This is a genomic window from Methylobacterium goesingense, from assembly GCF_022179225.1.
Classification (GTDB): domain Bacteria; phylum Pseudomonadota; class Alphaproteobacteria; order Rhizobiales; family Beijerinckiaceae; genus Methylobacterium; species Methylobacterium goesingense.
Window position 1 is genome coordinate 14,955 of the sequence record NZ_BPQL01000052.1, and the last position, 24,554, is coordinate 39,508.

The following is a 24,554-nucleotide window of genomic DNA, read 5'->3' on the forward strand; positions in this document are numbered from 1 at the left end:
ACCGGATTTGCCCCATGACCGACGTTGACCAGACCGCCGCCACGCCGTTCGACGATATCCGCCGCCTCGTCGCGTCCCTGCCGGGGCCGGACCGGGACGCGGTGGCGATGGTGGCCGAGCGCGACGCGACCCTGACGAAGCCGGCCGGGTCCCTCGGACGCCTGGAGCACCTCGTCTCCTGGCTCGCCGCCTGGCAGGGCAAGGGCCAGCCGACCCTCGACCGCCCGCTGGTCTGCGTCTTCGCCGGCAGCCACGGCGTCACGGCGCGCGGCGTTTCCGCCTTTCCGGATGCGGTGAACCGCCAGATGCTCGACAACTTCGCGGCCGGCGGCGGGGCGATCAACCAGATCTGTGCCGCCTACGGCCTCGGCTTCAAGGTGTTCGACCTCGCCATCGATATGCCAACCGGCGACATCACGGTGGGACCGGCCTTCGACGAGAAGGCCTGCGTGGCCACCATGGCGTTCGGCATGGAGGCGGTGGCTGCCGGCACCGACTGCCTGGCGCTGGGCGAGATGGGCATCGGCAACACCACCGTCGCGGCGGCGATCTACGCGGCCCTCTACGGGGGCGAGGCCGCCCACTGGGTCGGGCGCGGCACCGGGGTCGACACCGCGGGGCTCGCCCGCAAGGTCGCGGCGGTGGAAGCCGCGCTCGCCCATCATGCCGGGCATCTCGACGATCCCCTGGAGGTGCTGGCGCGCCTCGGCGGCCGCGAGATCGCCGCCATGGTGGGCGCGATCCTGGCGGCCCGTCTCCAGCGGGTGCCCGTGGTGCTCGACGGCTACGTGGCGACGGCGGCCGCCGCTATCCTGCACCGCCTCGCTGCCGGCCTTCTCGACCATTGCCTGGCCGGGCACGTCTCGGCGGAGGGCGCGCACGCGGACGTGCTGGAGCGCCTCGGCCTCGTGCCGCTGCTGGCGCTCGGCATGCGCCTCGGCGAGGCTTCCGGCGCCGCCCTGGCGCTCGGCCTTCTCAAGGGCGCGCTGGCCTGCCACCGCGACATGGCGACCTTCGCGCAGGCCGGGGTCTCGGAGCGCAGCGCGGGCTGATGCCCGCCGGGCAGGTCCCGGACCGACGGGCGCCGGCTCTGCGGCAGGGATCTGCGACAGGTCGGCCTAGGCGGCGCGGGCGCGGCGTTCCTGGGACGGCGCGGCCTCGCCCGGCACCTCGATGGCGGGCAGCGTGTCCATCACCCGGCTCGCGGGGAGGATCACCACGACCTCGGTGCCCTCGCGTGGCCGCGACTTCAGCTGGAAGTTTCCGCCGTGCAGGTCCACGAGGCCCTTCACGATGGGCAGGCCGAGGCCCGAGCCCTGCTCGGCCGTCTTGATCGCCAGAGACCCGCGCCCGAAGGACGACATCACGGTGCCGATCTCGTCCTCGGGAATGCCGGGGCCGCTGTCCTTCACGCTGACATACTGGCCGCCCGACGAGGTCCAGCCGACCTTGATGGTGATCTCGCCGCCTGGGGGCGTGAACTTCACGGCATTGGAGAGCAGGTTCAGGACGATCTGGCGCAGCGCCCGCTCGTCCGCCCAAAGGCGGGGCAGGGTGGCGTCGATGAACTCGTGGATCGTCTGATTCTTGCCCCGGGCCCGGAGGCCCATCATGTGCCGGCAATCCTCCACGACGTGGCCGAGCTGCATGGCCTCCTCGTTGAGTTCGTAGCGCCCGGCCTCGATTCGCGACAGGTCGAGGATCTCGTTGATGAGGTTCAAGAGGTGCAGGCCGCTGTCGTGGATGTCGGCGGCGTATTCCTTGTACGAGGCCGCCACGTGGGCGCCGAATACCTCGTTCTTCATCACCTCCGAGAAGCCCAGGATCGCGTTGAGCGGCGTGCGCAACTCGTGGCTCATGGTGGCGAGGAAGCGCGATTTCGCGAGGTTGGCTTCCTCCGCGCGCCGGCGCGCCTCGTCGGAATTGGCCTTGGCCTGCTCGAGCTCGCCGAAGATCGCGTCCTTCTCGGCCTGGGATTGCAGGGCCTCGACGGTGGCGGCGTAGACGCGGCGGGCGAGCCCCATGAAGAAGACCTGCGCGCCCACCACCATCGTCACCAGCATCATCGTGTTCACGTCCTGCGACACGGCCAGGAGCGAGAGGGCCGCGACGCAGAGGGGAACGAGGGCCGCCACGGCCGCCGCCGGCAGGGTGGCGGCCAGCATGGTAGCCACGGCCGCCACGATGACGAGGCCGAACAGCACGAAGGTGAGCGCCCCGGAGGCGCCGACGAGCACCATCATGGCCCAGGCGGTGCTCTGCAGGAATTCAGCCGCCATGAAGGTCCGGCGCCAGCGCCAGACCGAGACCTGCGCGGGGTCCTGCGCCAGGAAGCGGCGCGTCAGCAGCGTCGACAGCGTCACCGTGGCGAGCAGGCAGACGCCCCAGGCCATCGCGATCACGGGAAGAGTCCACACGGACGCGATGCCCGCGACCGCGAGGCCGAGCAGCCCCAGGGGGATCACCGCCCCCGCGCGGTGCTGCGCGTAGGCGCGGATGAGTTCGTAGTCGAAGGCGCGTTCGAGGCCGCTCGTCGAGGTGAGCTTCTCGCGGGCCGAGCGCATGTCGCGCGCGACCTCACGGCGGCGGGCCGCCTCTTGGACGGAGGGGCCGCGGCCACGCTGTATCATTTCCGCAGTCAGGTCGGTCATCACCGTCTTGAGGCTTCGGGGAGGCGTCGCGATCCCGATCAGGGGACCGCCGACAGGCCGGAATACGACCACCCCGAGAGTGCGGGGGATGTGTTAAGAACCGCCTGCCTGGATGCGTGGCATTGTCCGTGTTTCCTCAGGTTTTCGTCCGCCTCGCTCCCGCGCACGTCTTTGCGAAGTTCCGCTTTCGCGGGCGGGGATTGGGTTCCGGGGGCACAGGTGCGCTGGCGCACACGGATGGGGCCGCGCAAGGTTTAGCTCTATTCCAAACTACGCCCCTGGAGGCCGGGATGCTGAAACTCACCGTCAACGGAGTCGCCCACGAGGTCGACGCCGACCCGGAGATGCCGCTCCTCTGGGCCCTGCGCGACCACCTCAACCAGACCGGCACGAAGTACGGCTGCGGCATCGCCCAGTGCGGCGCCTGTACGGTCCATCTCGACGGCCAGCCGGTCCGCGCCTGCCAGACCCGGATCGGCGACGTCGGCGAGGCCAAGATCACCACCATCGAGGGCGTCTCCGGCAAGGTCGCGGAGGCGGTACGCACCGCCTGGCGCGGCCTCGACGTGGTTCAGTGCGGCTATTGCCAATCCGGCCAGATCATGTCCGCGATCGGGCTCCTGTCCGAGAACCGCAAGCCGACCGACGCGGACATCGACGGTGCCATGGACGGCAATGTCTGCCGCTGCGGCACCTACCAGCGTATTCGCGCGGCGATCCACGAGGCGGCGCGAACCCTCGCCTGAGCCCCGCCGAAGACGTCCGCCATCTCCCGAACCTTGCGTCTGAACTGGAGCCACCCATGCTGAAGGTCCGTCAGGCCGCCCCGCCCGTGCCGTCCCGCCGCGCCTTCCTCGGCGGCGCCACCGTGGCCGCCGGGGCCCTCGTCATCGGCTTCACTCTCGACCCGGCGAAGTTCGCCCAGGCCGCCGCCGGCCCCGACCTCTCGGGCCTGCCGCCGATGCCGAACGCCTTCGTGCGGATCGCCGCCGACGACACCGTGACGGTGGTGATCAAGCACCTCGACATGGGCCAGGGCAACACGACGGGGCTGGCCACCATCCTGGCCGACGAACTCGATGCGGACTGGGCCACCATCCGCACCACCTTCGCGCCGGCCGACGCCACGCTCTACAACAACTTCGCCTTCGGCCCGGTTCAGGGCACCGGCGGCTCCACCGCCATCGCCAATTCCTGGGTCCAGCTGCGCAAGGCGGGTGCTGCCGCCCGCGCCATGCTGGTGACCGCCGCCGCCGAGCGCTGGAAGGTCCCGGCCTCCGAGATCACGGTCGCGTCCGGCACGGTGCGCCACGCGGCCTCGAACCGGCAGGCCCGGTTCGGCGAACTCGCCGAAGCCGCCGCTGCCCAGCCGGTGCCGAAGGAGCCGCGCCTCAAGGAGGCGAGCGAGTTCACTCTGATCGGTAAGAAGGTTCCCCGCCTCGATTCCGTGGCCAAGACCGACGGTACGGCGATCTACTCCCTCGACGTCCGCCGTCCCGGGCAGCTGACGGCGGTGGTCGCCCATTCGCCGCGCTTCGGCGGCACCGTGAAAAGCGTCGACGACAAGGCCGCCCGCGCGGTGGCCGGCGTGGTCGACGTGGTCACGATCCCCACCGGTGTCGCGGTGCTGGCGAAGGACACCTGGTCGGCCATGAAGGGCCGCGACGCGCTCAAGGTCACCTGGGACGACAGCGCGGCCGAGACCCGCTCGTCCGACGCGATCCTGGCCGGTTTCCGCAAACGCCTCGACAGCCCCGGCCTCGTCGCCTCGAAGAAGGGCGACGCTGCCGGTGCCATCGCCGGTTCGGCCAAGGTGCTGGAGGCCGAGTTCACCTTCCCCTACCTCGCCCACGCGGCGATGGAGCCCCTGAACGCCACCATCGAGAAGGCCTCGGACGGAACCTACGACGTCTTCGCCGGCTGCCAGCTCCAGACGATCGAGCAGGCGGTGGTGGCCGCCAATCTCGGCGTGACCACCGACAAGGTCCGCCTCCACACGCAGTGGGCCGGCGGTTCGTTCGGCCGACGCGCGACGCCAAGCGCCGACTACTTCGCCGAGACCGCCTCGATCGTGCGGGCGACCGGCGGCAAGGCCCCGGTTCACCTCGTCTGGACCCGAGAGGACGACATGGCCGGCGGCTTTTACCGGCCGATGGTGGTCCACCGTCTGCGCGCCGGCCTCGATGCCAAGGGCGGGATCACGGGATGGGAGCACCGGACCATCGGCAAGTCGATCATGATCGGCACCGCCTTCGAGACCATGATCGTCAAGGACGGCGTCGACGCGACCACGGTGGAGGGCGCGTCCGATACGCCCTACGCGCTGCCCGCCTACCGCTTCGAGGTTCACAACGCCCGCGAGGGCGTGCCCGTCCTGTGGTGGCGCTCGGTGGGCCACACCCACACCGCCCAGGCGATGGAGGTGTTCATCGACGAGCTCGCTCATGCGGCCGGCGCCGATCCCGTCGCCTACCGCCTCGGGCTGCTCGGCGGCGCCCCGCGCCTCTCCGCGACCCTGAGGCTCGCCGCCGAGAAGGCCGGTTGGGACCCGAAGAAGGCAACCGATAAGAACCGGGGCCTCGGTGTCGCGGCGCACGAATCCTTCGGCTCCTACGTCGCCATGGTGGCGGACGTGACGGCCGAGGACGCCAAGGTGAAGGTGAACCGCATCGTGGCGGCGGTGGATGTCGGCGTCGCGGTCAACCCGGACGTGATCCGCGCCCAGGTCGAGGGCGCCGTTGGCTTCGCCCTGTCCTCTGTCCTGCGCAACAAGATCACGCTCAAGGACGGCGTGGTGCAGGAGCGGAACTTCGATTCCTACGAGCCGACCCGCATGAGCGAGATGCCGGTGGTCGAGGTCCATATCGTGCCCTCCACCGCCGCGCCCACCGGCATCGGCGAGCCCGGCGTGCCCGTGATCGCCCCTGCGATCTCGAACGCGATCTTCGCCGCCACCGGCCAGCGCCTGCGCTCGCTGCCCCTCGACCTCAGCGGCCTGAAGGGCGCCTGACCGGAAGCGACGACGCGGCCCCTCGTCCACGGGCGAGGGCCGCCTATCTCGGAGGGCATCATGCTTTCCGAGATCGACGCCGAGACCGCCTTCGACGCCACCGTGGCGCGCCTGCGCGCCTGCCGGATCTGCCGGGACGCGCCGCTCTACGGCGCGCCCCTGCCGCAGGAGCCGCGCCCCATCGTCCAGGGGCTCGCCTCGGCCCGGCTCTGCGTGGCGAGCCAGGCGCCGGGCAACCGGGCCGACAAGAGCGGCGTCCCGTTCATGGACCCCTCGGGCACGCGGCTGCGGGACTGGCTCGGCCTCGACGAGGCGGCGTTCTACGATGCGAGTCGCCTCGCCATCGTGCCGATGGGGGCCTGCTTTCCCGGCTACGACGCCAAGGGCGGCGACAAACCCCCGCGCCGGGAATGCGCCGAGCGCTGGCGAGTGGAGCTGTTCGCCGGGCTTCCCAACCTCGAACTCATCCTGGTGATCGGCCAATACGCTCAAGGATGGCATCTCGGGCGCCAGAAGGCCGGGCTCACCGACACGGTGCGGCGCTGGCGCGAGATCCTGGCAAGCCCCGGCACGCCGCGGGTGCTGCCGCTGCCCCATCCCTCCTGGCGCAACAGCGGCTGGCTCAAGGCCAATCCCTGGTACGAGGCCGAATTGCTGCCTGTCCTCAAGACGGAGGTGGCGCACGCGATGGCGCCCCGTTGACAGGAGCGGCCATGCGCGGGATCGCTCGCCCGCGAAACCGGAGAGAGCCATGACCGCCTTGCAGGACCCGCGCGACCGCCTGATCGTCGCCCTCGACGTGGGAACCGTGGCGGAGGCGGAAGGCCTCGTCGACCGGATCGGCGACGCCGCGACCTTCTACAAGATCGGCTACAGGCTCGCCTACGCGGGCGGGCTCGCCCTGGTGCCGCGCCTCGCCGCGTCCGGCCGCAAGGTCTTCCTCGACCTCAAGCTGCACGACATCGGCAACACCGTCGAGGAGGGGGTGCGCGCGCTGACCGACCTCGGCGCCACCTTCCTCACCGTCCATGCCTATCCGCAGACCATGCGGGCGGCGATCCGCGGCCGGGGCGCGAACGGCCCGAAGATCCTCGCCGTGACGGTCCTGACTTCCTACGACGATGCGGATGCCGCCGAGGCGGGCTATGCCCTGCCGGTGGCCGAACTCGTGGCTCGGCGCGCCGGTCAGGCGGCCGAGGCCGGGATCGACGGAATCGTGTGCAGTGCCGCCGAGGCTGAGGCGGTGCGCGCCCGGATCGGGACGGACCGCGCCATCGTCACCCCGGGTATCCGACCGGCCGGTGCCGAGGCCGGCGACCAGAAGCGCGTGATGACGCCCGGCGCGGCGCGGCGGATCGGAATCGACTACGTCGTGGTCGGCCGTCCCATCACCCAGGCGGCAGATCCACGCGCGGTGGCGCAGGGCATCGTCGCGGAGATGCTCTGAGCGTTCGGCGCGTCAGGCCCTGCGGCGCAGGCTTTCGAGCAGAAAGGCGATCATCGCGGCAAGCGGCGGGGCGCCCGCGTCCGGGTAGTGGCTGACCAGGGCGGGATGGCAGTAGCGGATGATGGCGGTGTGGATACAGGCCGCCGCGATCGCGGGATCGGCGACGTCGAACTCGCCGGCCACCGCGCCTTCCTGGACGAGCCCGCGCAGGGCCGAGCCGATCGCGTCGATATGGGCGCGGCAGACGTCCCAGCTCTCGGTGACCGCTGCCTCGATCATCTCGTGCAGGCGGGGATTGGCTTCGCAGCGCTCGACGCAGGCCTGATGCATGACCGTGACCACGTCGGCGATGCGCTCGGCCGCGTTCCGACCCGGCGCGACGGCGGCCAGGGCCACGCGGCGCTCGGTGTCGTCCATCAGGCGCTTGATCACCGCCTCGTGGATCGCCTTCTTCGATTCGAAGAAACGGTACACGTTGGCGGGGCTCATCCGCAGGGTCTTGGCGATGTCGGCGACGGTCGTCTTCTGGTAGCCGACGACGCGGAACGCCTCTTCCGCCGTCGCGAGAATGCGGCAGCGGGTGGTGGGCGCGGATTCTTCGGGGATGTCGCGGACAATGGCCGCCGTGCGGGTCATGACGCTAAACTAGGCTGTCGCCGCAGCGGCGTCAAAACCGCATCCGGGGAGCGGCTTCGACGAGTTGATCAGAAGGATCAGGAACCGAATTGGGAGCCCAGTTGCTCCAAGTATTCGGCGAGATCGACGCCGCCGACGCGTTTGCCGTAGTCGAAGCGCATACCCTGGCGGATATCGACGCTGCTGCTCTTGGTCGTCAGCGTGAATGGCCTGACGCAGATCCAGGCACCGTCGCGGCGATGTTCGAAGAAGTTCAAGATCTCATGCTTGGCCATGGCGCGCTCCGGGCTGTCTTGCCATACAACGAGGCAGGACCGGAACGGTTCACCAATGGTCGCGCTTTCGGGACATCAGTCCAAGCGTGGCCGTGAGGTCGCTCTAGTGTTGCGATGCGGGGTCGTGTTGTTGCGCCGCATGAATCTGGATTGAATTTGGTTCCCGGCATCCGTCGAAATCGCGCCCGCCGAGGTGTACCCCGGCGGGCGCTGGCGGTGCATCAGGCGGCGCTTTTCAGCGCACCGGTTGCATCGTGGAAGTCGGGGCCGTTGATCGTCCGGGTAACGTAGCCGTCGCGGATCAGGTAGTCGCCGAAACGCTCGCCGGCCTGCTTGTTGCGGGCATAGGCCGCGAAGAGCGGGTCGAGGTGCGTCTTGATCTCCGCGGCGGTGACGTCCTCGGCGTAGAGCTTGCCGAGCCGCGAACCGTCGAAGGCCGCACCGAGATAGAGGTGGTAGCGCTCGGGGCCGCGGCCGACGAGGCCGATCTCGGCGATGAAGGGCCGGGCGCAGCCGTTGGGGCAGCCGGTCATCCGGATGGTGATCTCGTCGTCCTGCAGGCCGTGGGAGGCGAGGCTCGCCTCCAGTTCGTCCATCAGGCTCGGGAGGTAGCGCTCGCTCTCGGCCAGCGCGAGGCCGCAGGTCGGCAGGGCGACGCAGGCCATGGAGTTGCGGCGCAGCGCGCTCGCCCCCTTCATCATGCCGTGCTGGTCGACCAGGGCCTCGATCTCGGCGCGCTTCTCGGCCGGCACGTTGGCGATGATGACGTTCTGGTTGCCGGTCAGGCGGAAGTCGCCCTGGTGGATCTCGGCGATCCGGCGCAGGCCCGTGAGCAATTGCGGGCCGCCGTCCGGATAGTCCTTGATGCGGCCGGAGGCGACGTAGAGCGTCAGATGGTGGCGGCCGTCGTCGCCCTCGGTCCAGCCGTAGCGGTCACCGTTGCCCGTGAAGGTGAAGGGCTTCGGATCGGCCAGCGGCTTGCCGACGCGCTTCTCGACCTCGGCCCGGAAGGCGGCCAGGCCGTAGCGCTCGATGGTGTACTTCAGGCGGGCGTTCTTGCGGACCTTGCGGTTGCCCCAGTCGCGCTGCACCGTCATCACGGCCTCGGCCGCCTTCAGGGCGTCCTCGGGCTTCACGAAGCACATCACGTCGGCGGTGCGCGGGAAGGTATCGGTCTCGCCATGGGTCATGCCCATGCCGCCGCCGACCGTGACGTTCCAGCCCGTCACCTTACCCTTCTTGTCCAGGATGGCGATGAAGCCAAGGTCGTGGGCGAAGATGTCGACCTCGTTCGAGGGCGGCACCGCCACTACGGTCTTGAATTTCCGGGGCAGGTAGGTCTTTCCGTAGACGGGCTCGACCTCGGCCACCTCCTCGCCGCCCACCACGCGCTCGCCGTCGAGCCAGATCTCGCGCCAGGCGCTGGTCTTGGGCAGGAGCGAATCCGAGATGTCCTTGGCGAGTTCATAGGCGGCTTTGTGGGCGCCGGTCTGGGCCGGGTTCGTGGCCGCCATCACGTTGCGGTTGACGTCGCCGCAGGCCGCGATGGTGTCCAGCAGCGTCGCGTCGATGGCCGCCATCGTGCGCTTGAGGTTCGACTTGATCACGCCGTGGTACTGGAAGGTCTGGCGCGTGGTCGCGCGCAGGGCGCCGCCCGCATAGGTCGTGGCGATCTCGTCGAGCGCCAGCCACTGCTTCGGGGTCACGACGCCGCCGGCGATGCGCAGGCGGATCATGAAGCTGTAGGCCTTCTCGAGCTTCTTCTTGGTGCGCTCGGCCCGAATGTCGCGGTCGTCCTGCAGGTACATCCCGTGGAACTTCACGAGCTGCCCGTCATCCTCCGAGATCGCCCCGGTGGCGTGCTTCAGGAGGCCGTCGGCCAGGGTACCGCGCAGATAGCCGCTGGCGATCTTGATGTGTTCGTTGGCGGCGAGACCCGCCGCGCGCGCCGCTTCCGCGTCCGAGATCGGGCGGTCGGTGGGCGGGGTCTCGTAGGTGCGGGTGGTGGTCTTGTCGGCCATGGCGGGCATCCGGTTCGGGAGCTCTCCTCCCCCCTGTGGGGAGGAGTTGGAGGTGGGGGTGGTGCAGAAGGCACCGCGAGCGCTCGATCCTGCACCACCCCCACCCTCGGTCCCTCCCCACAAGGGGGAGGGAGGGGGTCTCAGTAGACGTCCTGCTGGTAGCGGTGCGCCCGCTCCAGCGCGGCCACCGCCGCCTCGGCATCCGCCGGGCTGAGGGCCTTCACGTCCTGGTAGGCCTTGACCACGGCGCCCCGCACGTCCTTGGCCATCCGGGTGGCGTCGCCGCAGACGTAGAAGCTGGCGCCGCCGTCGAGCCAGGCCACCAGTTCCTTGGCATGCTGGGCGATGCGGTCCTGCACGTAGATCTTCTCGGGCTGGTCGCGGGAGAACGCCACGTCGATCTGCGTGAGCGAGCCGTCCTCCAGGGCCTCCTGCCATTCGAGCTGGTACAGGAAGTCGTGGGTGAAGTGCCGGTCGCCGAAGAACAGCCAGGAACGGCCGGCGGCCTCGACGGCGCGGCGCTCCTGCACGAAGGCGCGGAACGGGGCGACGCCGGTGCCGGGGCCGACCATGATGATGTCGGTGGCCGGGTCCTGCGGCAAGCGGAAGTGCCGGTTGGGCTTCAGCTTCACCCGTAGCTTGGCGCCGTTCTTGATCCGGTCGGCCACATGGGTGGAGGCGACGCCGGAACGGGCCCGGCCGTGGGTCTCGTAGCGCACCGCCGCGATCACGAGGTGGACCTCGTCGCCCACTTCCTTGCGCGAGGAGGCGATGGAATAGGCGCGGGGCGGCAGCGGCCGGGTGATGGTGTTAAGGTGCTCGGCGGTGATCGTGGCCGGGAAGCTCTGGATGAGGTCGATGAGGTGGCGGCCCTCGATCCAGGCCTTGGCCTCGCCGCTGTCAATGAGCTTCTGGGCCTCCGCATGGCCCGTCGCCTTGACGAAGCGCTCCACGGTGGTGGCCGACAGCGTGGTGATGTCGCGCTCGGCCAGCAGGGCCTTGCGCAAAGCTGCGTCGCCGGCGAGGCCGGTGGCGGCGAGGATCTCATCGACCAGGGCCGGGTCGTTCTCTGGATAGATCTCCAGAGAATCGCCGGGCTCGTAGGCCGGGGCGCCGTCCTCGAATTCGAGAGCGATGTGGATCGTCTCCTTGTCGGAGCGCGACGAGTTCAGGTTCACGTGGTCGATGACCTCGACGACCCGGGGCTCGCGGCTCGGCTCGGCCTCCTCGTCCTCGTCGCCGGCGGCGCGGGCGGCGAAATCCACCGCCACGACGTTGTCGGCGCTCGGCGGGGGGGTGAGGGCCTTGAGGGTGTCCTTGATCCAGGCTGCGGCCGGCGTCTCGAAATCGAGGTCGAGATCGGCGCGTTCGTGGGCCCGGGTGCCGCCCAGCGCCTCGAAGCGGGCGTCCAGCGCCTTCCCGATGGCACAGAACTCCGCGTAGGAGGTGTCGCCCAGCGACAGCACGCCGAAGGACACGCCGTCGAGGCGTGGCGCGCCGTCGCCCATCAGCTCGTTGTAGGCGCGCACGGCCCGGGCCGGCGGCTCGCCCTCACCCCAGGTCGCCGCGATGGCGACGATGCGCTTCTCCTTGGCGAGGCTGGCGATCTCGAGGTCGGCGAAGTCGACGACCTTCGGCTTGAAGCCGTTCTTGCGGGCGAGCTTGGCCATGTCGTTGGCCAGCGTCTCGGAATTTCCGGATTCGCTCGCGAACAGGATGGTCAGCGGCTCGGCGGCCTTCGGCGGAGCTGCCGGAACGGCGGCGGCCTGCGGCGTGCCGCTGGCGTCGAGGCCGGCGAGGAAACCCGCGAGCCAGGCGCGCTGGATCGGGGAGGCTGCGCCGAGGACGGCGTCGAGGCTGGCGCGTTCGGTGTCGCCGAAGGGAGCCGTGCGGGGAATGATCGCGTGTCGTGCCATGTGGAAAGCCATGTCGTCCTGAGAGGCCGGCTGTCAACGGGGTGTCCGTTTTACAGAACGACGTCACGGTAGAAGGAGCTGCCTGCGCGTGCAGTGCAAAAGAGAATTTTATTCTCCGGCGACCACCGCCAGCGTCGGCGTGAAGCGTCCGTTGGCGGGTGGGGCCGGAAGGGGTAGGGCCGTGGTGGACTTGACCTTCTCCATCGCGAACCGAGAGGTCACGTTCTTGAGGGGCAGAGTCGCGATGAGGTGCTTATAGAACGTATCGTAAGCGCGCATATCGGCGACGACGACGCGGAGCATGTAATCCACGTCGCCGGCCATGCGGTAGAACTCGAGCACCTCCGGCATCGCCGAAACAGTCTCGGCGAAGCGCTCCAACCATTCGCGGGAGTGATCTGCAGTCTCGATGGAGACGAATACGGTGAGGCCAAGGCCGAGCTTCACCGGATCGAGCACAGCGACGCGCCGGTCGATGACGCCGTCCGCCTCCAGGCGCTGGATACGCTTCCAGCACGGGGTCTGCGACAGTCCGACCTTCTCGCCGATGGTGGCGATGGACAGGGTGGCGTCGTGCTGCAGCAACGCCAGGATCTTCAGGTCGATCGAATCCAAGCTGGCCTCGCGGGTTCGTGAGACGGACGGACGGGCGGCGCGCCCTATCGTGGTGGCCCGATGAGAAGGAAATTTCTCCACCGGGTGACAGGATGGGGTCGCGGCCCGCTGCGGCAAGGCCGCCGCCGCGCTTCGGGGTTGACCCGTGCGGATGGCCGCCATGCCTTGACAGCGTTCGTTATAGCGAACATTTCAGGGATCAGACAAGCCACATCGCCACGCCCGCCCGGCAAAACCGTCACCGTAAGAAGTCGCTCATGACCTCTCCCCTGGAAAACGCGGCGCTGGACCTCGCCTCCGCGATGGCCGGCCTGGACCTGAAGGGCCGGATCGCGCTGATCGAGGCGACGGTGCCGGGCCGGCTGGTGTTCACCACCAGCCTCGGCATCGAGGATCAGGCGCTGACCCACGCGGTCGCGATGCAGAAGGGCCGGACCGAGATCGTCACCCTCGATACCGGCCGGCTCTACCCCGAGACCTACGACACCTGGAGCGAGACCGAATCGGCCTATGGCATCCGCATCCGCGCCTACGCGCCCGAGCGCGAGGCCGAGGAGCGGTTCGTGGCCGAATCCGGTATCAATGGATTCCGCCATTCCGTCGCCGCCCGGCAGGCCTGCTGCGGCTTCCGCAAGGTCGAGCCGCTCGGCCGCGCACTGGACGGGGCCGCCGGCTGGCTCACCGGCCTGCGGGCCGGCCAATCGGCCAACCGCGCCGACACGCCGCTGGCGGAGGCCGACGCGGCGCGCGGCCTGATCAAGATCAATCCGCTGGCGGACTGGTCCCGCGCCGACGTGGAGCGCTTCGTCTCCGACAATTACGTGCCCTACAACGTGCTGCACGATCGCGGCTTCCCCTCGATCGGCTGCGCGCCCTGCACCCGGGCGATCCGCATCGGCGAAGACGAGCGCGCCGGCCGCTGGTGGTGGGAGCAGACCTCCAAGAAGGAATGCGGCCTGCACGTCCACGCCGCCGAAGAGAGCGTCGCGCCCGGCCAGGAAGCGGCCGCCTTCGAAACAACCCCACCCTCGAATGCCCTGGAGATGGCCCGATGAGCGGCGCCCCCCTCACCACCCAAGCGGCCACTACCCAAGCGGCCACCACCCAAGCGGCGAGCCGGTCCGCGCGGCTCACCCATCTCCAGCGCCTGGAAGCCGAGAGCATCCACATCATGCGGGAGACGGTCGCCGAGACCGAGAACCCGGTGATGCTCTATTCCATCGGCAAGGATTCGTCGGTGCTGCTGCACCTGGCCCTGAAGGCGTTCGCCCCCGGGCGGCTGCCGTTCCCCCTGATGCACATCGATACCACCTGGAAGTTCAAGGAGATGATCGCCTTCCGCGACCAGCGCGCGAAGGAACTCGGTCTCGACCTGATCGTCCACACCAACCAGGACGGTCTGGCCCGCGGCATCGGCCCCGTGAGCCACGGCTCCGAGGTCCACACCGACGTGATGAAGACCCAGGCCCTGCGCCAGGCCCTCGACAAGCACCGGTTCGACGCGGCCTTCGGCGGCGCCCGGCGCGACGAGGAGGCGAGCCGCGCCAAGGAGCGCATCGTCTCCCTGCGCACGGCCCAGCACCGCTGGGACCCGAAGCGCCAGCGCGCCGAGCCCTGGCACCTCTACAACATGCGCAAGAAGCGCGGCGAGTCGCTGCGCGTGTTCCCGCTCTCGAACTGGACCGAACTCGACGTCTGGCTCTACATCGAGCAGGAGCGGATCCCGATCGTGCCGCTCTACTTCGCCAAGCCCCGTCCGGTGGTGGAGCGCGAGGGCCAGCTCATCATGGTCGACGACGACCGCCTGCCCCTGAACCCGGGCGAGACCCCGAAGGACGTGTCGGTCCGCTTCCGCACCCTCGGTGACTATCCGCTGACCGGCGCCGTGGAGAGCAGTGCCGCGACCCTGCCGGAGATCATCGGCGAGACCCTGGCCGCCCGGACCTCGGAGCGCCAGGGCCGCGTCATCGACAAGGACGGCGCCGGCGCCATGGAGCGCAAGAAGCAGGAGGGCTATTTCTAAGATGACGATCCATCAGTCACCCGAAGCCTTCGGCTACGACGCCTTCCTGTCGGCCCACCAGAACAAGGAGGTGCTCCGCTTCATCACCTGTGGCTCCGTCGACGACGGCAAGTCGACGCTGATCGGCCGACTCCTGCACGACACCAAGCAGATCTTCGACGACCAGGTGACGGCCCTGCAGCGCGATTCGCGCAAGCACGGCACGCAGGGCGCCGAGATCGACCTGGCGCTCCTCGTGGACGGCCTCCAGGCCGAGCGCGAGCAGGGCATCACCATCGACGTCGCCTACCGCTTCTTCTCCACGGACAAGCGCTCCTTCATCGTCGCCGACACCCCCGGCCACGAGCAATACACCCGCAACATGGCCACCGGCGCCTCCACGGCGGACGTGGCGGTGATCCTGGTGGATGCCCGCCAGGGGCTGACCCGGCAGACCCGGCGCCACGCGCTCCTGGTCTCGCTGCTGGGCATCAAGCGCGTGGCGCTCGCGGTGAACAAGATGGACCTCGTCGGCTGGTCGCAGACCCGGTTCGAGGAGCTTCTGGCCGCGTTCAAGGACTTCGCGGCGCCCCTCGGCTTCACCGAGATCCGGGCGATTCCGCTCTCGGCCAAGAACGGCGACAACGTCGTGCTGCCGGGCACCGCCGCGCCCTGGTACACCGGCACCCCGCTGCTCCAGTACCTCGAGACCGTCCCGGTCCGCGTCGAGGAGCAGGCCGCCCCGTTCCGCATGGCGGTGCAGTGGGTCAACCGGCCGAACTCCGATTTCCGGGGCTTTGCCGGCCTCATCGCCAGCGGGCGCGTCGCCCCCGGGGACGCCGTGATCGTGGAGCCCTCGGGCCGCACCTCGACCATCGCCCGCATCGTCACCGCCGACGGCGATCTGCCCCACGCGGTGGAGGGCCAGTCCGTCACCCTGGTGCTGGCCGACGAGATCGACGCCTCGCGCGGTTCGGTCATCGTCACGGCCGACGCGCCGATGCGGGTAACCGACAGCCTCGAGGCCCGCCTGTTCTGGGCGGCCGAGACCGAGCTCCTGCCCGGCGCCACCCTGCTCGCCAAGATCGGGACCGTGACAGTGAACGCCGTCGTCACGACGATCCGGACCCGGATCGATCCCGAGACCGGCAACCCCGAGCCGGCCGCGCGCCTCACCGCCAACGACATCGCCGATGTCACCCTGACCCTCGACCGGGCGGTGGCGGTCGATGCCTACGCGGCCAATCGCGATACCGGCGGCTTCATCCTGATCGACCGCGAGACCACCGACACGGCGGCTCTCGGCCTGATCCAGGCCGATGCGGCGGCGGCTCCGGTCAAGGAAGAGCCCGCGGCTGTCCGCGAAAAGCGCTCCGGCGGCGGCTTCCTGTCGAAGCTGCGCTGGGTCTTCGGCGGGATCTGACCGCACCCGGATTTCGGGCCGTCCGGCCCGGCATCCGCCCGTTTGGAACGTAAGAACGCCGGCCCGCCTGTCGCGGGCCGGCGTTCTTGCGTTCCGGCCTCAGGCGCCGAGCCCGAGTTCGGCCCCGAACCGCTCGGCGCAGTACGCGTCGAGATCGAAGCCGTCGTCTGGCACCTGGAACATGAAGCGCTCGGCGATCTGCGTGACGAGGATGTCCGGCATCGTGCGCTCCACGTAGCGCCAGTCGATCGAGGTCGACCAGATGAAGTGCACCTCGCGGAAGGTCTCCGCGAGCATGATGGTCAGCATCGACGGCGCGAAATGCGCGTAGGAATCGCCGAACAGGACGAGGCGGCGCGGATCGGCAGCGGGGGACGCGTTCCGGTAGATCACGTGCGCGCCGACATGCAGCGTGTTGATGGCGCCGTCCGCCTCCCGCTTTTCGACGATGGGGCTCGCGTAGTGCCGCACGGCGTCGCGCTGGAGGTCGTAGAAGCGGGCGGGCTCCGATTGGGGCGGTTCGAGCTGGCCGCCGAGGTCGCCCTGGAACTGCTGCACCACGAAGGGCCGTTCCGGCAGGTCCTCCTGCGGCACGGCCCCGAGGGACTGGCAGAGGGCGCGATAGGCCACCATGCGCCCGGCGAAGGACCAGTGGCTGTCGGTCCGGAAGTAGAGATCCTCGTCCCGGCAGCGCTGGCGGAAGGCGGTGACGAGGTCGAGGCAGGAGCGGCGCACGAGGGGATGCCAGATCAGGCTCTGGCGCAGGCGCAGGGCCGGGGACAGGCGCTGGTCGATCTCGAGACCCTGCAGGAGGTGGTCGTAGACCGTCAGCTTCTCGGGCACGATCAGGTGCTGGTAGGTGGTGCCGAGGCTCTCGCAGCGCCGGCTCCGGGCGATGAGCAGCCCCCTCCAGTCCGCCAGCCGCTGTTTCATGAGGGGCGTATCGCTGAACTGGCCGATCACGTTGTTGCTGCCCGCCGTGAGAAACAGCCAGCCGTCGCGTCCCTCGTGAATGAAGGCCGCCAGCGCGTCGGGCATCCGTGATCCTTTCCGGCCTGATCTCACCTCTCGGGGCAGCGCTTAACGCGCGGCCGGTTCACCGGCAACCGAGGTGCGGATCACGGTGTGCGATCCGGCTCCGCCCGGCGGCGGGGAATCGCCGTCCGGGGGGCACGCGGACGGCGTGCGTTCCCGAGGCCCCGAACGGGTCTGGATCTTGCTCCGATGGGTCGGCATCACTACGGTCCGCGCGCCGCCGGGCCTGGCGTCCGACGCCCCTTCGCCCCGCGCGGCGCGAACACGAGATCAGCAGGAGCACCCCGCCATGGGCTTTTTGGCCGACGCCTTGTCCCGCGTGAAGCCGTCCGCGACGATCGCGATGACGCAGAAGGCGCGCGAGCTGAAAGCGCAGGGCATGGACGTGATCAGCCTCTCCGTGGGTGAGCCTGATTTCGACACGCCCCAACACATCAAGGATGCCGCCATCGAGGCGATCCGCCGGGGCGAGACCAAGTATCCGCCGGTCTCCGGCATCGTCCCCCTGCGGGAGGCCATCGCGAAGAAGTTCAAGCGGGAGAACGGGCTCGACTACAAGCCCGCGCAGACCATCGTGGGAACCGGCGGCAAGCAGGTCATCTACAACGCCCTGCTGGCCACCCTGAACCCCGGCGACGAGGTGGTGATCCCGCGTCCCTACTGGGTGTCCTACCCCGAGATGGTGGTGCTGTGCGGCGGCACCCCGGTCTTCGCCGAGACCGACATGGCCCACGACTTCAAGCTCCAGCCCGAGGAGCTGGAGCGGGTGATCACGCCCAAGACCAAGTGGATCATCCTGAATTCGCCCTCCAACCCGTCGGGGGCCGCCTACGCGCATGCCGAACTCAAGAAGATCACCGACGTCCTGATGCGCCACCCGCACGTCTGGGTGCTCACCGACGACATGTACGAGCACCTGACCTACGGCGACTTCGCCTTCGTGACCCCGGCCCAGATCGAGCCCGGCCTCTACGAGCGTACGCTGACCATGAACGGCGTCTCCAAGGCCTACGCCATGACGGGCTGGCGCATCGGCTACGCCGCCGGCCCCGAGCACCTGATCAAGGCAATGGACTTCGTCCAGGGCCAGCAGACCTCGGGCGCCACCACGATCTCGCAATGGGCCGCCGTGGCCGCGCTGGAAGGCACGCAGGAACACCTCGCGCAGTTCCGTGACGCTTTCCAGGTCCGGCGCGACCTCGTGGTCTCGATGCTCAACCAGACCAAGGGCCTCAAGTGTCCGACGCCTGAGGGGGCGTTCTACGTCTATCCCTCCTGCGCCGAGACGATCGGGCGCCGGACGCCCTCGGGCAAGGTCATCGAGACCGACGCGGATTTCGTGGGCGAACTCCTCCAGGCCGAGGGCGTCGCGGCCGTGCCCGGCTCGGCCTTCGGTCTCGGCCCGAACCTGCGCATCTCCTACGCGACCTCCAACGCCGCCCTCGAGGAGGCCTGCACGCGGATCCAGCGCTTCTGCGGCTCGCTGAACTGATCCGCAAGGACCGGGAAAAGCCGGTCCGGCGGCCCCGCATGGCGGCCGGCCCGGTCGTTCCAGCTCTGGACGAAGTGTCGAACGATGCCGCGCGCCTGCGCGCCCTCAGCGAGGCGTGCGGATCGTCGCAGCCGGGATGAACCGCGCGATGTCGGTTGCCGGCTTCGCGCGGGCCCCCTACATCGGGCGTCCCTGCCGCCGAGGCGTCCGATGGTTTCGCGAACCCTCTCGGGCTTGGCATGGTAGCGGGGCTTGTCGTGACGGGGCGGCGCGGACCAGTTCTCTGCGCGGTTTCTGTGAGGCCTAGTGGGCCGGGTTGCGACAGGCGTGTCACGGGCGCGGGGAACAGGAACCGCCGCCGTGGCGCATGGCCCACCTCGATCCCGGCTTCCGTGGCCTATTCATCGAATCCGCGTCGCCATCCGGGTCCATCTCGAAATCGTGCCGAAGCGGAACAGGCCGCCCCTGCGGGAGGGCGCCGATCGTTAAGGATCCTCGGCAACAGTGGGGGATGACCGGGGAACCGGTCGCGTCCCACCGCGTAGCTTCGGGCCCGACTATCATGAGACGCCTCCTGACGGGTGGCATCAAGGCGATCCTCGCCATTGCCGCGCTTGCCACCGCCACCCACTGGGTCCTGCGCCTTCAGCGCGAACCCACGCCCTCGTCCCGTGTCCTGGCTGAAATCGCCGATCCGGTGACCACCGGCTCGATCATTCCGCGCAAGGGGGAGGCAGCCGAGCCCGCCGTCGTGCATCCGGACGTGACGAAGGGCCTCGACCAGCGCGGCCTTTTAGCCCTGTTCGAGGGCGCGAAGCTCCAGAAAGCCGCCGCCAAGCGCTGAAGCGCGCGCGGCCGTTCGCCGGGCGGCGCAACGCCGCGGCGCCGATGGTCGCACGCCGCATGATCTGGTCTCGTGTGGGGCCGGACAGCGCTGGCGCACCGTGCGACGATCCGGCCGATACCGGAACCGGCTTCTGCCTCGGGGGGTTGGTGAGCATCTCCCACAACCCGACAGGAGGCTTCGCATGGCCACACTCGGCATGGCCAATCCCGGCCTACCCATCCCCGAGCCGCTGCCCGGCGGCATCCCTGGCGACCTGCCGACACCGCCGATTCCGGAGGAGCAGCCGGATATCGGCCCGACCGGACCGCGCACCCCTTATCCGGTTAACGATCCGGGCATCGACGAGCCGACCGGGCCGGGCTCCGAGCCCGATTATCTCCCCGGCGGGCCGACCGACCCCGGCGTGCGCATGTAGCGTCTCGCGATCCGGGCTCAGTGATCGCCGTGCGACGCCCGCACGTCGCGCGGCGCGCTGAGAATCTCCGAGAGGCTCGTCACCACGTGGCGGGCCTCTTCGTCCGTCAGGCGCAACTGGAACGGCGGCAGGGCGCCCGCCTGCAGGGCGACCACGGCCTGCCCCTGCTCGTCGGTGCCGACCTCGATGGCGGAGGAGGTCACATCGAGCATCGCGATGTCCTCGTCGCTCAGATCGTCGGGCAGATCGGCGTCGTCCGGCTCGTCGATAGCGGTGAGGAGCTGGCTCACGGCACGCACGAGGGCGCGCGCCGCGCGGGCATCCATGACCACCGCCGTCGCCTGATCGTCTTTCTGGAACGAGAGCTGGATGTTCGCGCCTTCGAGGGAAACCGAGATGCCTGCCATGAATCGCCTAAATGCTTGGTCACGAACTCTTATATGCGGTCGGAGCGGCGAAGAACACCGGGTCCGGCGGGCCCTGCGCGCGGGGCGGCGACGGTTCGGTCGGGTTGAATGCCTTGTTGCCGCCGCATGATCGGACTACATGTAGGGACAGCGGGCATCGGTGAGCTGAGCGTTTGCACCAAGAAGCGTCTCACGTCCTGCTGATTCCGTCAGGTCTACCGAAGAGGATCCGCCGCTTGCGTCGCGTAGACGCGGGCTGTTGATCGACGAACGATACGAGGATCTATTTCGTGAATACCGGCACTGTTAAGTGGTTCAACGAGACCAAGGGCTACGGCTTCATTCAGCCTGACGACGGCGGCAAGGATGTGTTCGTTCACATCTCCGCAGTCGAGCGCGCTGGCATGCGCAACCTCATCGAGGGTCAGAAGATCTCCTACGAGATTCAGACCGACAAGCGCAGCGGCAAGGACTCGGCTGGTAACCTCCAGGCGGCCTGACGCTTCCGGCGCCAGCCTTCGGGCTGGCGTCCCCCCCCAAAGCGGCCTCTTGCGAGGTCGCGAGAGAGCTTCATATGAAGCTTGAGAGCCGCCGGCGATCGGAACCCTTCCGGGGAGAAGGGAACGCGAGACCCGGCATTCCCCCAACACCAACGATTTGAGCCCCCTGGGGCCTGCACATCCAAGTTTCTGAAAGTACACAAGAAAAATATGTTGTTTGAATACACTCGGCGCCGCGGCGTCCGTTCGCCCGTCACGGACGCGGCGACATTCAAGGTTGGTCGTCTCAAGCAGACCCTGTCGCACGATGCCCAGGTTCAGGATGCCAAGAGCCACGACATCGACCTCAGCCACCTGATCGACACCTCCTACAATTATCATTCGCCGCGCGAGCTGCGCTGGCATCTGGCCGAGCGCTTCGGCATGGCCCCCGAGGCCGTCGCCCTTCTCGAGCACGCCTGAGAAAGCTGCCGAGCCGCCGTACGCGGATGCTCGGCACACGGCGTTCCGCGTCGGGTCTAATAAGCTCCCGGTCCGGGCGTGCCGGGTTTCACACGCCCCCACCCATCAAATCGAGCCGGAGCCCGGACCCGCGTCAGCGGGTCCCCACGGCTGCGACGACCGCGTCGCGTAGTCCGTGCGACACGGCGGCGAGTTCGCCGTGGACCGGGTCCGGCCGGTTGTAGGTGGTCGGCTGGCCCTGCAGGTCGCAGACAGATCCGCCGGCCTCCCGCAGGATCAGGTCGGCCCCGGCCAGATCCCAGTCGCGCGCGTTCGGTGAAACCAGTCCGACATCGACGGAGCCCTCGGCCACCCGCACCACACGCAGGGCCAGGGAGGGAATGCGTTCGACCGTGACGAGGTCGGGCTGCACGCCGTCGCGGGCAGCCCCGCGCGCGAGACGCTCCAGCATCGGCTTCGGTCCGGTAACCCGGGCGCCCTCAATCTCCCGCTGTCCCGACACCCCGATGGGCTGCCCGTTCCGGGTAGCGCCCGCCCCGGCGGCGGCCTCGTAGAACGTGTCCGTCACGGGCGCGTGGACGAAGCCGAGCACCGGCTGGCCAGCCGCCAGCAGCGCCACCGCGATCGACCAGTCCGGATGCCCGGACATGAAGGCGCGGGTGCCGTCGATGGGATCGACGATCCAGACAAGGTCGGCCTTCAGGCGTAGCGCATCGTCGCTGGTCTCCTCAGAGAGCCAGGCGGCGCGGGGCAGCAACGCGCTCAGGCGCACCTTCAGGAAGGTGTCCACCGCGACGTCGGCCTCGGTGACGGGGGAGCCCCCCGACTTGGACCAGACCCGCGCGCCGGTCTGCCGGCCCGCCTGATAGAAGGGCAGGGCGAGGGTGGCCGCTTCGCGGATCGTGGCGCGCAGGGCCGGAACGAGGGCCTGCGCGGCCTCCGGGGACATCGAGTCGGACATGCGTCTCCGTACGGCGCTGGAGGTCGGTCTCTTGTCGCGTGAGACGCCGCTCGTTCCACACCTTTAGGGCGAGACGCGGCGCCACCGTTGTAGGCGGCACACGGACTTGTCACAAGCCGACGACCCGCTGCGCGGCGGGGACGCGCCATGCGCGTCGAGCCGGGTCGGGCCGAACCTGCGCAGATGTCGATACGTGCGAATGTGCCTGATCTCGGCAAGGAAGCGTTGAGCATTCCACGCACTTGAGCCTCGTCCACACTCGCTTAACGCTCACTCTTAAGGTGGTCTGAGGAGGTTAGACGCAAATCTGCTTGCCATAGACGGGTGGCCCACAGAGGTTGCCGGCGCCAACAAGGTGTACGAGCCATGAGCACTTTCGCGAACACGAACGGCCCCTCCGGAGATGTCGCCTCCGCCGTGACGCACGCGCCCTGCGCCGTCGCCTCGCCCCTGCCGGTGTTCGGCCGGAGCACCGCGCGCCGCCCCGCCGGGATCGCCCTGGCCTTCGCCGAGGACGATTCGGATGCCTGCGGCGAGGACCGCTTCGACCTGCTCCTCGTCGATGCGGGCGAGGCCGTGATCACCCGCCTCGGCCCGTTCTGCGAGGAGGAGGTCGTTGCGATCTGGCGGGATTGCGCCGCGAAGTCCGGCCTGCCCCGCATGATCGTCAAGGAGGACGGCGCGCTTTCGATCGTGTCGGCTCAGCTCGGTCCGGTGGCCCTGGGCCGCACCCGGATGCGCCGCCGCGTCGGGCTGCTGAACGGCCGTCGCCCGCGCTTCCTGGTGCGCCGTAAGACCGGCACCCTGCCGGTCCGTCCCCTGATCCACCGCGGCGAGAGCGAGATCTCCGGCGCGCGCTGCTGAAGCCCGTCCCTCAGGGGCCGGTGAGGTGCCGCAGGACGGCGTCCGCCGCGAGGCCCAGGAACAGGATCAGTCCCGCATCCCGGTTCGAGCGGAACAGCCGGAGCGCCCCGCGCCCGTCCCCTGTGTCCAGCCGCAAGACCTGGCCGCCGAGATGGCCGGCGAACAGCGCCACGCCGAGGAGGCCCGGCCAGCCAGCCCCCGCCCGCCACGCCGCCGCCGCGATGCAGGCCACGCTGACCCCGTAGCAGAGGCCGATCGCCCCCCGCATCCGGCGCCCGAAAAAGCGGGCCGAGGAGCGGATGCCGGCGATCTCATCGTCCTCGATGTCCTGCACGGCATAGATCGTGTCGTAGCCGATCACCCACGCGATCGTGCCCGCGTAGAGCAGCAGGGCCGGCGCATCGAGGCGCCCGAACACCGCCACCCAGCCCATCAGCGCGCCCCACGCGAAGGCGAGGCCCAGCACCGCCTGCGGCACCGGCATCACGCGCTTCATGAACGGGTAGATCGCCACCGGCACCAGGGAGGCGATGCCGACCAGGATGGCGGTGGCGTTGAACTGCAGCAGCACCGCGAGACCGACCAGCGCCTGGGCCACCAGGAACACGGCGGCCTGGCGCGCCCGGATCTGGCCCGACGGCAGGGGGCGCGAGCGCGTGCGTTCGACCTGGGCGTCGAGGTCCCGGTCGGCGATGTCGTTGTAGGTCGAGCCCGCCCCGCGCATGGCTACCGCGCCGACGAAGAACAACCCGAGATGGACCGGATCGGGATAGGCCGCGCCGGACGCGATGGCGGCCAGCGCCGAGGACCACCAGCAGGGCAGGAGCAGGAGCCACCAGCCGATGGGCCGGTCGATGCGGGCGAGGCGCAGGTAGGGGCGCGCCCGCCGCGGCGCGAGCCGGTCGACCCAGTGGCCCGCCACCGCATCGGCGACGCGCCGGTCGGCCGGCGGGGCGTTCACGCCGTCCACGGACGACGGGTCAGAGCGCACCCTGGGGCATCTTCAGGCTGCCGGTGAGGCCGGGGCCGCCGAGCAGGCCGCCTCCGCCGCCGTTCTGGGCCTGGGCCTTGGCCTGGGCTTCCATCTTGGAGGCCTGGGCAGCGATGCCGCAGATCTTCGTCTTGATGCCCGAGACCTTGTTGTGGTCGGCCTTGAAGCCTTCCGCGAACGAATCCGGGATCGAGCACCATTCCTTGTTGGCGGTGATCCACTTGATGCCGGCGGTGCCGTTCGCCTGGAGCTTGCCGAACAGGGCGCAGGCCTCGGCCGGCGTCATCTTCTTCTTCGAGTTCGAGGCGGAATTCGCCTTCGCCACGAGGTCCTTGCGGGCCTGGAGCGTCTGCTGGATCGCGCCGCATTCGGCGGCGGCCCCCTGCGCGAAGGCCTGGCTGCTGGCGAGGGCCGTGCCGAGCACGGCGAGGGCCGCGATGGTCTTGAAAGACATGCGTTGAGATCCTTTCTCCCCCAATCCGCACGCTCGGTGGGCCCGGGCCCGTGATCCATGGCGGACTTGCTGATTCGTGTCGGGCCGCACGCGATGGTTCCGTGCCGCCCGTCCTTGGTCTCGTTTCGGC

25 protein-coding genes are annotated in these 24,554 nt (G+C 69.4%); 14 read left to right on the forward strand and 11 right to left on the reverse strand.

What is annotated here, in order from left to right; genetic code table 11:
- The first annotated feature begins 14 nt into the window (after positions 1-14).
- Entirely contained in the window at positions 15-1,052 is a 1,038-nt protein-coding gene (cobT, locus tag MFF30_RS09905) for a nicotinate-nucleotide--dimethylbenzimidazole phosphoribosyltransferase (protein WP_238279179.1), read from the forward strand.
- 66 nt (positions 1,053-1,118) lie between these two features.
- On the opposite strand, the gene MFF30_RS09910 is transcribed toward cobT, so the two are convergent.
- The gene (locus tag MFF30_RS09910; RefSeq protein WP_238279180.1) at positions 1,119-2,651 is read right to left on the reverse strand and encodes a sensor histidine kinase; all 1,533 of its coding nucleotides are present in this window, start codon (positions 2,649-2,651) and stop codon (positions 1,119-1,121) included.
- A gap of 290 nt (positions 2,652-2,941) precedes the next feature.
- On the opposite strand from MFF30_RS09910, the gene MFF30_RS09915 reads away from it, so the two are divergent.
- Genes MFF30_RS09915 through pyrF form a run of 4 tightly spaced genes read left to right on the forward strand, consistent with a single transcriptional unit; the run spans position 2,942 to position 7,108 of the window.
- Entirely contained in the window at positions 2,942-3,397 is a 456-nt protein-coding gene (locus MFF30_RS09915) for a (2Fe-2S)-binding protein (RefSeq protein ID WP_238279181.1), read from the forward strand.
- A gap of 56 nt (positions 3,398-3,453) precedes the next feature.
- Entirely contained in the window at positions 3,454-5,661 is a 2,208-nt protein-coding gene (locus MFF30_RS09920) for a xanthine dehydrogenase family protein molybdopterin-binding subunit (protein ID WP_238279182.1), read from the forward strand.
- Between the two features lie 60 nt (positions 5,662-5,721).
- A complete protein-coding gene (locus MFF30_RS09925; protein WP_238279183.1) occupies positions 5,722-6,363 on the forward strand; it encodes a uracil-DNA glycosylase family protein in 642 nt (213 codons plus the stop codon).
- 49 nt (positions 6,364-6,412) lie between these two features.
- On the forward strand, positions 6,413-7,108 hold the full coding sequence (gene pyrF, locus MFF30_RS09930) for an orotidine-5'-phosphate decarboxylase (protein ID WP_238279184.1): 696 nt from the start codon (positions 6,413-6,415) through the stop codon (positions 7,106-7,108).
- A 12-nt stretch (positions 7,109-7,120) separates the two neighbouring features.
- On the opposite strand, the gene MFF30_RS09935 is transcribed toward pyrF, so the two are convergent.
- The 5 genes from MFF30_RS09935 to MFF30_RS09955 form a co-directional block, all read right to left on the reverse strand.
- Positions 7,121-7,744: a TetR/AcrR family transcriptional regulator gene (locus MFF30_RS09935; protein ID WP_238279185.1), complete on the reverse strand. Its 624-nt coding sequence runs from the start codon at positions 7,742-7,744 to the stop codon at positions 7,121-7,123.
- Positions 7,745-7,821: 77 nt separating this feature from the next.
- Entirely contained in the window at positions 7,822-8,019 is a 198-nt protein-coding gene (locus MFF30_RS09940) for a hypothetical protein (RefSeq protein WP_238279186.1), read from the reverse strand.
- A 221-nt stretch (positions 8,020-8,240) separates the two neighbouring features.
- Complete coding sequence (locus MFF30_RS09945) at positions 8,241-10,040, reverse strand: NADPH-dependent assimilatory sulfite reductase hemoprotein subunit (protein WP_238279187.1); 1,800 nt, start codon at positions 10,038-10,040, stop codon at positions 8,241-8,243.
- A gap of 140 nt (positions 10,041-10,180) precedes the next feature.
- Complete coding sequence (locus MFF30_RS09950; RefSeq protein ID WP_238279188.1) at positions 10,181-11,956, reverse strand: diflavin oxidoreductase; 1,776 nt, start codon at positions 11,954-11,956, stop codon at positions 10,181-10,183.
- 108 nt (positions 11,957-12,064) lie between these two features.
- Complete coding sequence (locus tag MFF30_RS09955) at positions 12,065-12,571, reverse strand: Lrp/AsnC family transcriptional regulator (RefSeq protein ID WP_238279189.1); 507 nt, start codon at positions 12,569-12,571, stop codon at positions 12,065-12,067.
- Between the two features lie 257 nt (positions 12,572-12,828).
- On the opposite strand from MFF30_RS09955, the gene MFF30_RS09960 reads away from it, so the two are divergent.
- The 3 genes from MFF30_RS09960 to cysN are packed head-to-tail and all read left to right on the forward strand — an operon-like array spanning position 12,829 to position 15,996.
- Positions 12,829-13,626, forward strand: coding sequence for a phosphoadenylyl-sulfate reductase (locus MFF30_RS09960; protein ID WP_238279190.1), 798 nt, complete (start codon positions 12,829-12,831; stop codon positions 13,624-13,626).
- Positions 13,623-14,594, forward strand: coding sequence for a sulfate adenylyltransferase subunit CysD (cysD, locus tag MFF30_RS09965; protein WP_238279191.1), 972 nt, complete (start codon positions 13,623-13,625; stop codon positions 14,592-14,594). Before MFF30_RS09960 ends, cysD begins: the two co-directional genes overlap by 4 nt.
- Position 14,595: 1 nt before the next feature.
- Positions 14,596-15,996, forward strand: coding sequence for a sulfate adenylyltransferase subunit CysN (gene cysN / locus MFF30_RS09970; RefSeq protein ID WP_238279192.1), 1,401 nt, complete (start codon positions 14,596-14,598; stop codon positions 15,994-15,996).
- 99 nt (positions 15,997-16,095) lie between these two features.
- On the opposite strand, the gene MFF30_RS09975 is transcribed toward cysN, so the two are convergent.
- The gene (locus MFF30_RS09975; protein WP_238279193.1) at positions 16,096-17,034 is read right to left on the reverse strand and encodes an alginate O-acetyltransferase AlgX-related protein; all 939 of its coding nucleotides are present in this window, start codon (positions 17,032-17,034) and stop codon (positions 16,096-16,098) included.
- 286 nt (positions 17,035-17,320) lie between these two features.
- On the opposite strand from MFF30_RS09975, the gene MFF30_RS09980 reads away from it, so the two are divergent.
- The 3 genes from MFF30_RS09980 (at position 17,321) to MFF30_RS09990 (ending at position 19,785) form a co-directional block, all read left to right on the forward strand.
- A complete protein-coding gene (locus tag MFF30_RS09980) occupies positions 17,321-18,523 on the forward strand; it encodes a pyridoxal phosphate-dependent aminotransferase (protein WP_238279194.1) in 1,203 nt (400 codons plus the stop codon).
- 562 nt (positions 18,524-19,085) lie between these two features.
- Complete coding sequence (locus tag MFF30_RS09985; RefSeq protein WP_238279195.1) at positions 19,086-19,367, forward strand: hypothetical protein; 282 nt, start codon at positions 19,086-19,088, stop codon at positions 19,365-19,367.
- 199 nt (positions 19,368-19,566) lie between these two features.
- The gene (locus MFF30_RS09990; protein WP_238279215.1) at positions 19,567-19,785 is read left to right on the forward strand and encodes a hypothetical protein; all 219 of its coding nucleotides are present in this window, start codon (positions 19,567-19,569) and stop codon (positions 19,783-19,785) included.
- A 17-nt stretch (positions 19,786-19,802) separates the two neighbouring features.
- Here the strand turns inward: MFF30_RS09990 and MFF30_RS09995 are convergent, their stop codons facing one another.
- Positions 19,803-20,192, reverse strand: coding sequence for a hypothetical protein (locus tag MFF30_RS09995; RefSeq protein ID WP_238279196.1), 390 nt, complete (start codon positions 20,190-20,192; stop codon positions 19,803-19,805).
- A 290-nt stretch (positions 20,193-20,482) separates the two neighbouring features.
- On the opposite strand from MFF30_RS09995, the gene MFF30_RS10000 reads away from it, so the two are divergent.
- Entirely contained in the window at positions 20,483-20,692 is a 210-nt protein-coding gene (locus MFF30_RS10000) for a cold-shock protein (RefSeq protein WP_055956856.1), read from the forward strand.
- Positions 20,693-20,902: 210 nt separating this feature from the next.
- A complete protein-coding gene (locus tag MFF30_RS10005; RefSeq protein ID WP_238279197.1) occupies positions 20,903-21,154 on the forward strand; it encodes an AsnC family transcriptional regulator in 252 nt (83 codons plus the stop codon).
- Between the two features lie 133 nt (positions 21,155-21,287).
- Here MFF30_RS10005 and MFF30_RS10010 read toward each other — a convergent pair whose 3' ends face one another.
- The gene (locus tag MFF30_RS10010) at positions 21,288-22,115 is read right to left on the reverse strand and encodes a 3'(2'),5'-bisphosphate nucleotidase CysQ (protein WP_238279198.1); all 828 of its coding nucleotides are present in this window, start codon (positions 22,113-22,115) and stop codon (positions 21,288-21,290) included.
- Positions 22,116-22,481: 366 nt separating this feature from the next.
- On the opposite strand from MFF30_RS10010, the gene MFF30_RS10015 reads away from it, so the two are divergent.
- The gene (locus MFF30_RS10015) at positions 22,482-22,979 is read left to right on the forward strand and encodes a DUF6101 family protein (protein ID WP_238279199.1); all 498 of its coding nucleotides are present in this window, start codon (positions 22,482-22,484) and stop codon (positions 22,977-22,979) included.
- 10 nt (positions 22,980-22,989) lie between these two features.
- Here MFF30_RS10015 and ubiA read toward each other — a convergent pair whose 3' ends face one another.
- Both ubiA and MFF30_RS10025 read right to left on the reverse strand, forming a co-directional pair.
- A complete protein-coding gene (gene ubiA / locus MFF30_RS10020; protein WP_373320877.1) occupies positions 22,990-23,970 on the reverse strand; it encodes a 4-hydroxybenzoate octaprenyltransferase in 981 nt (326 codons plus the stop codon).
- Positions 23,960-24,424, reverse strand: a complete 465-nt coding sequence (locus MFF30_RS10025; protein WP_238279200.1) for a hypothetical protein — start codon at positions 24,422-24,424, stop codon at positions 23,960-23,962. The genes ubiA and MFF30_RS10025 overlap by 11 nt, the downstream gene beginning before the upstream one ends.
- Positions 24,425-24,554 lie beyond the last annotated feature (130 nt).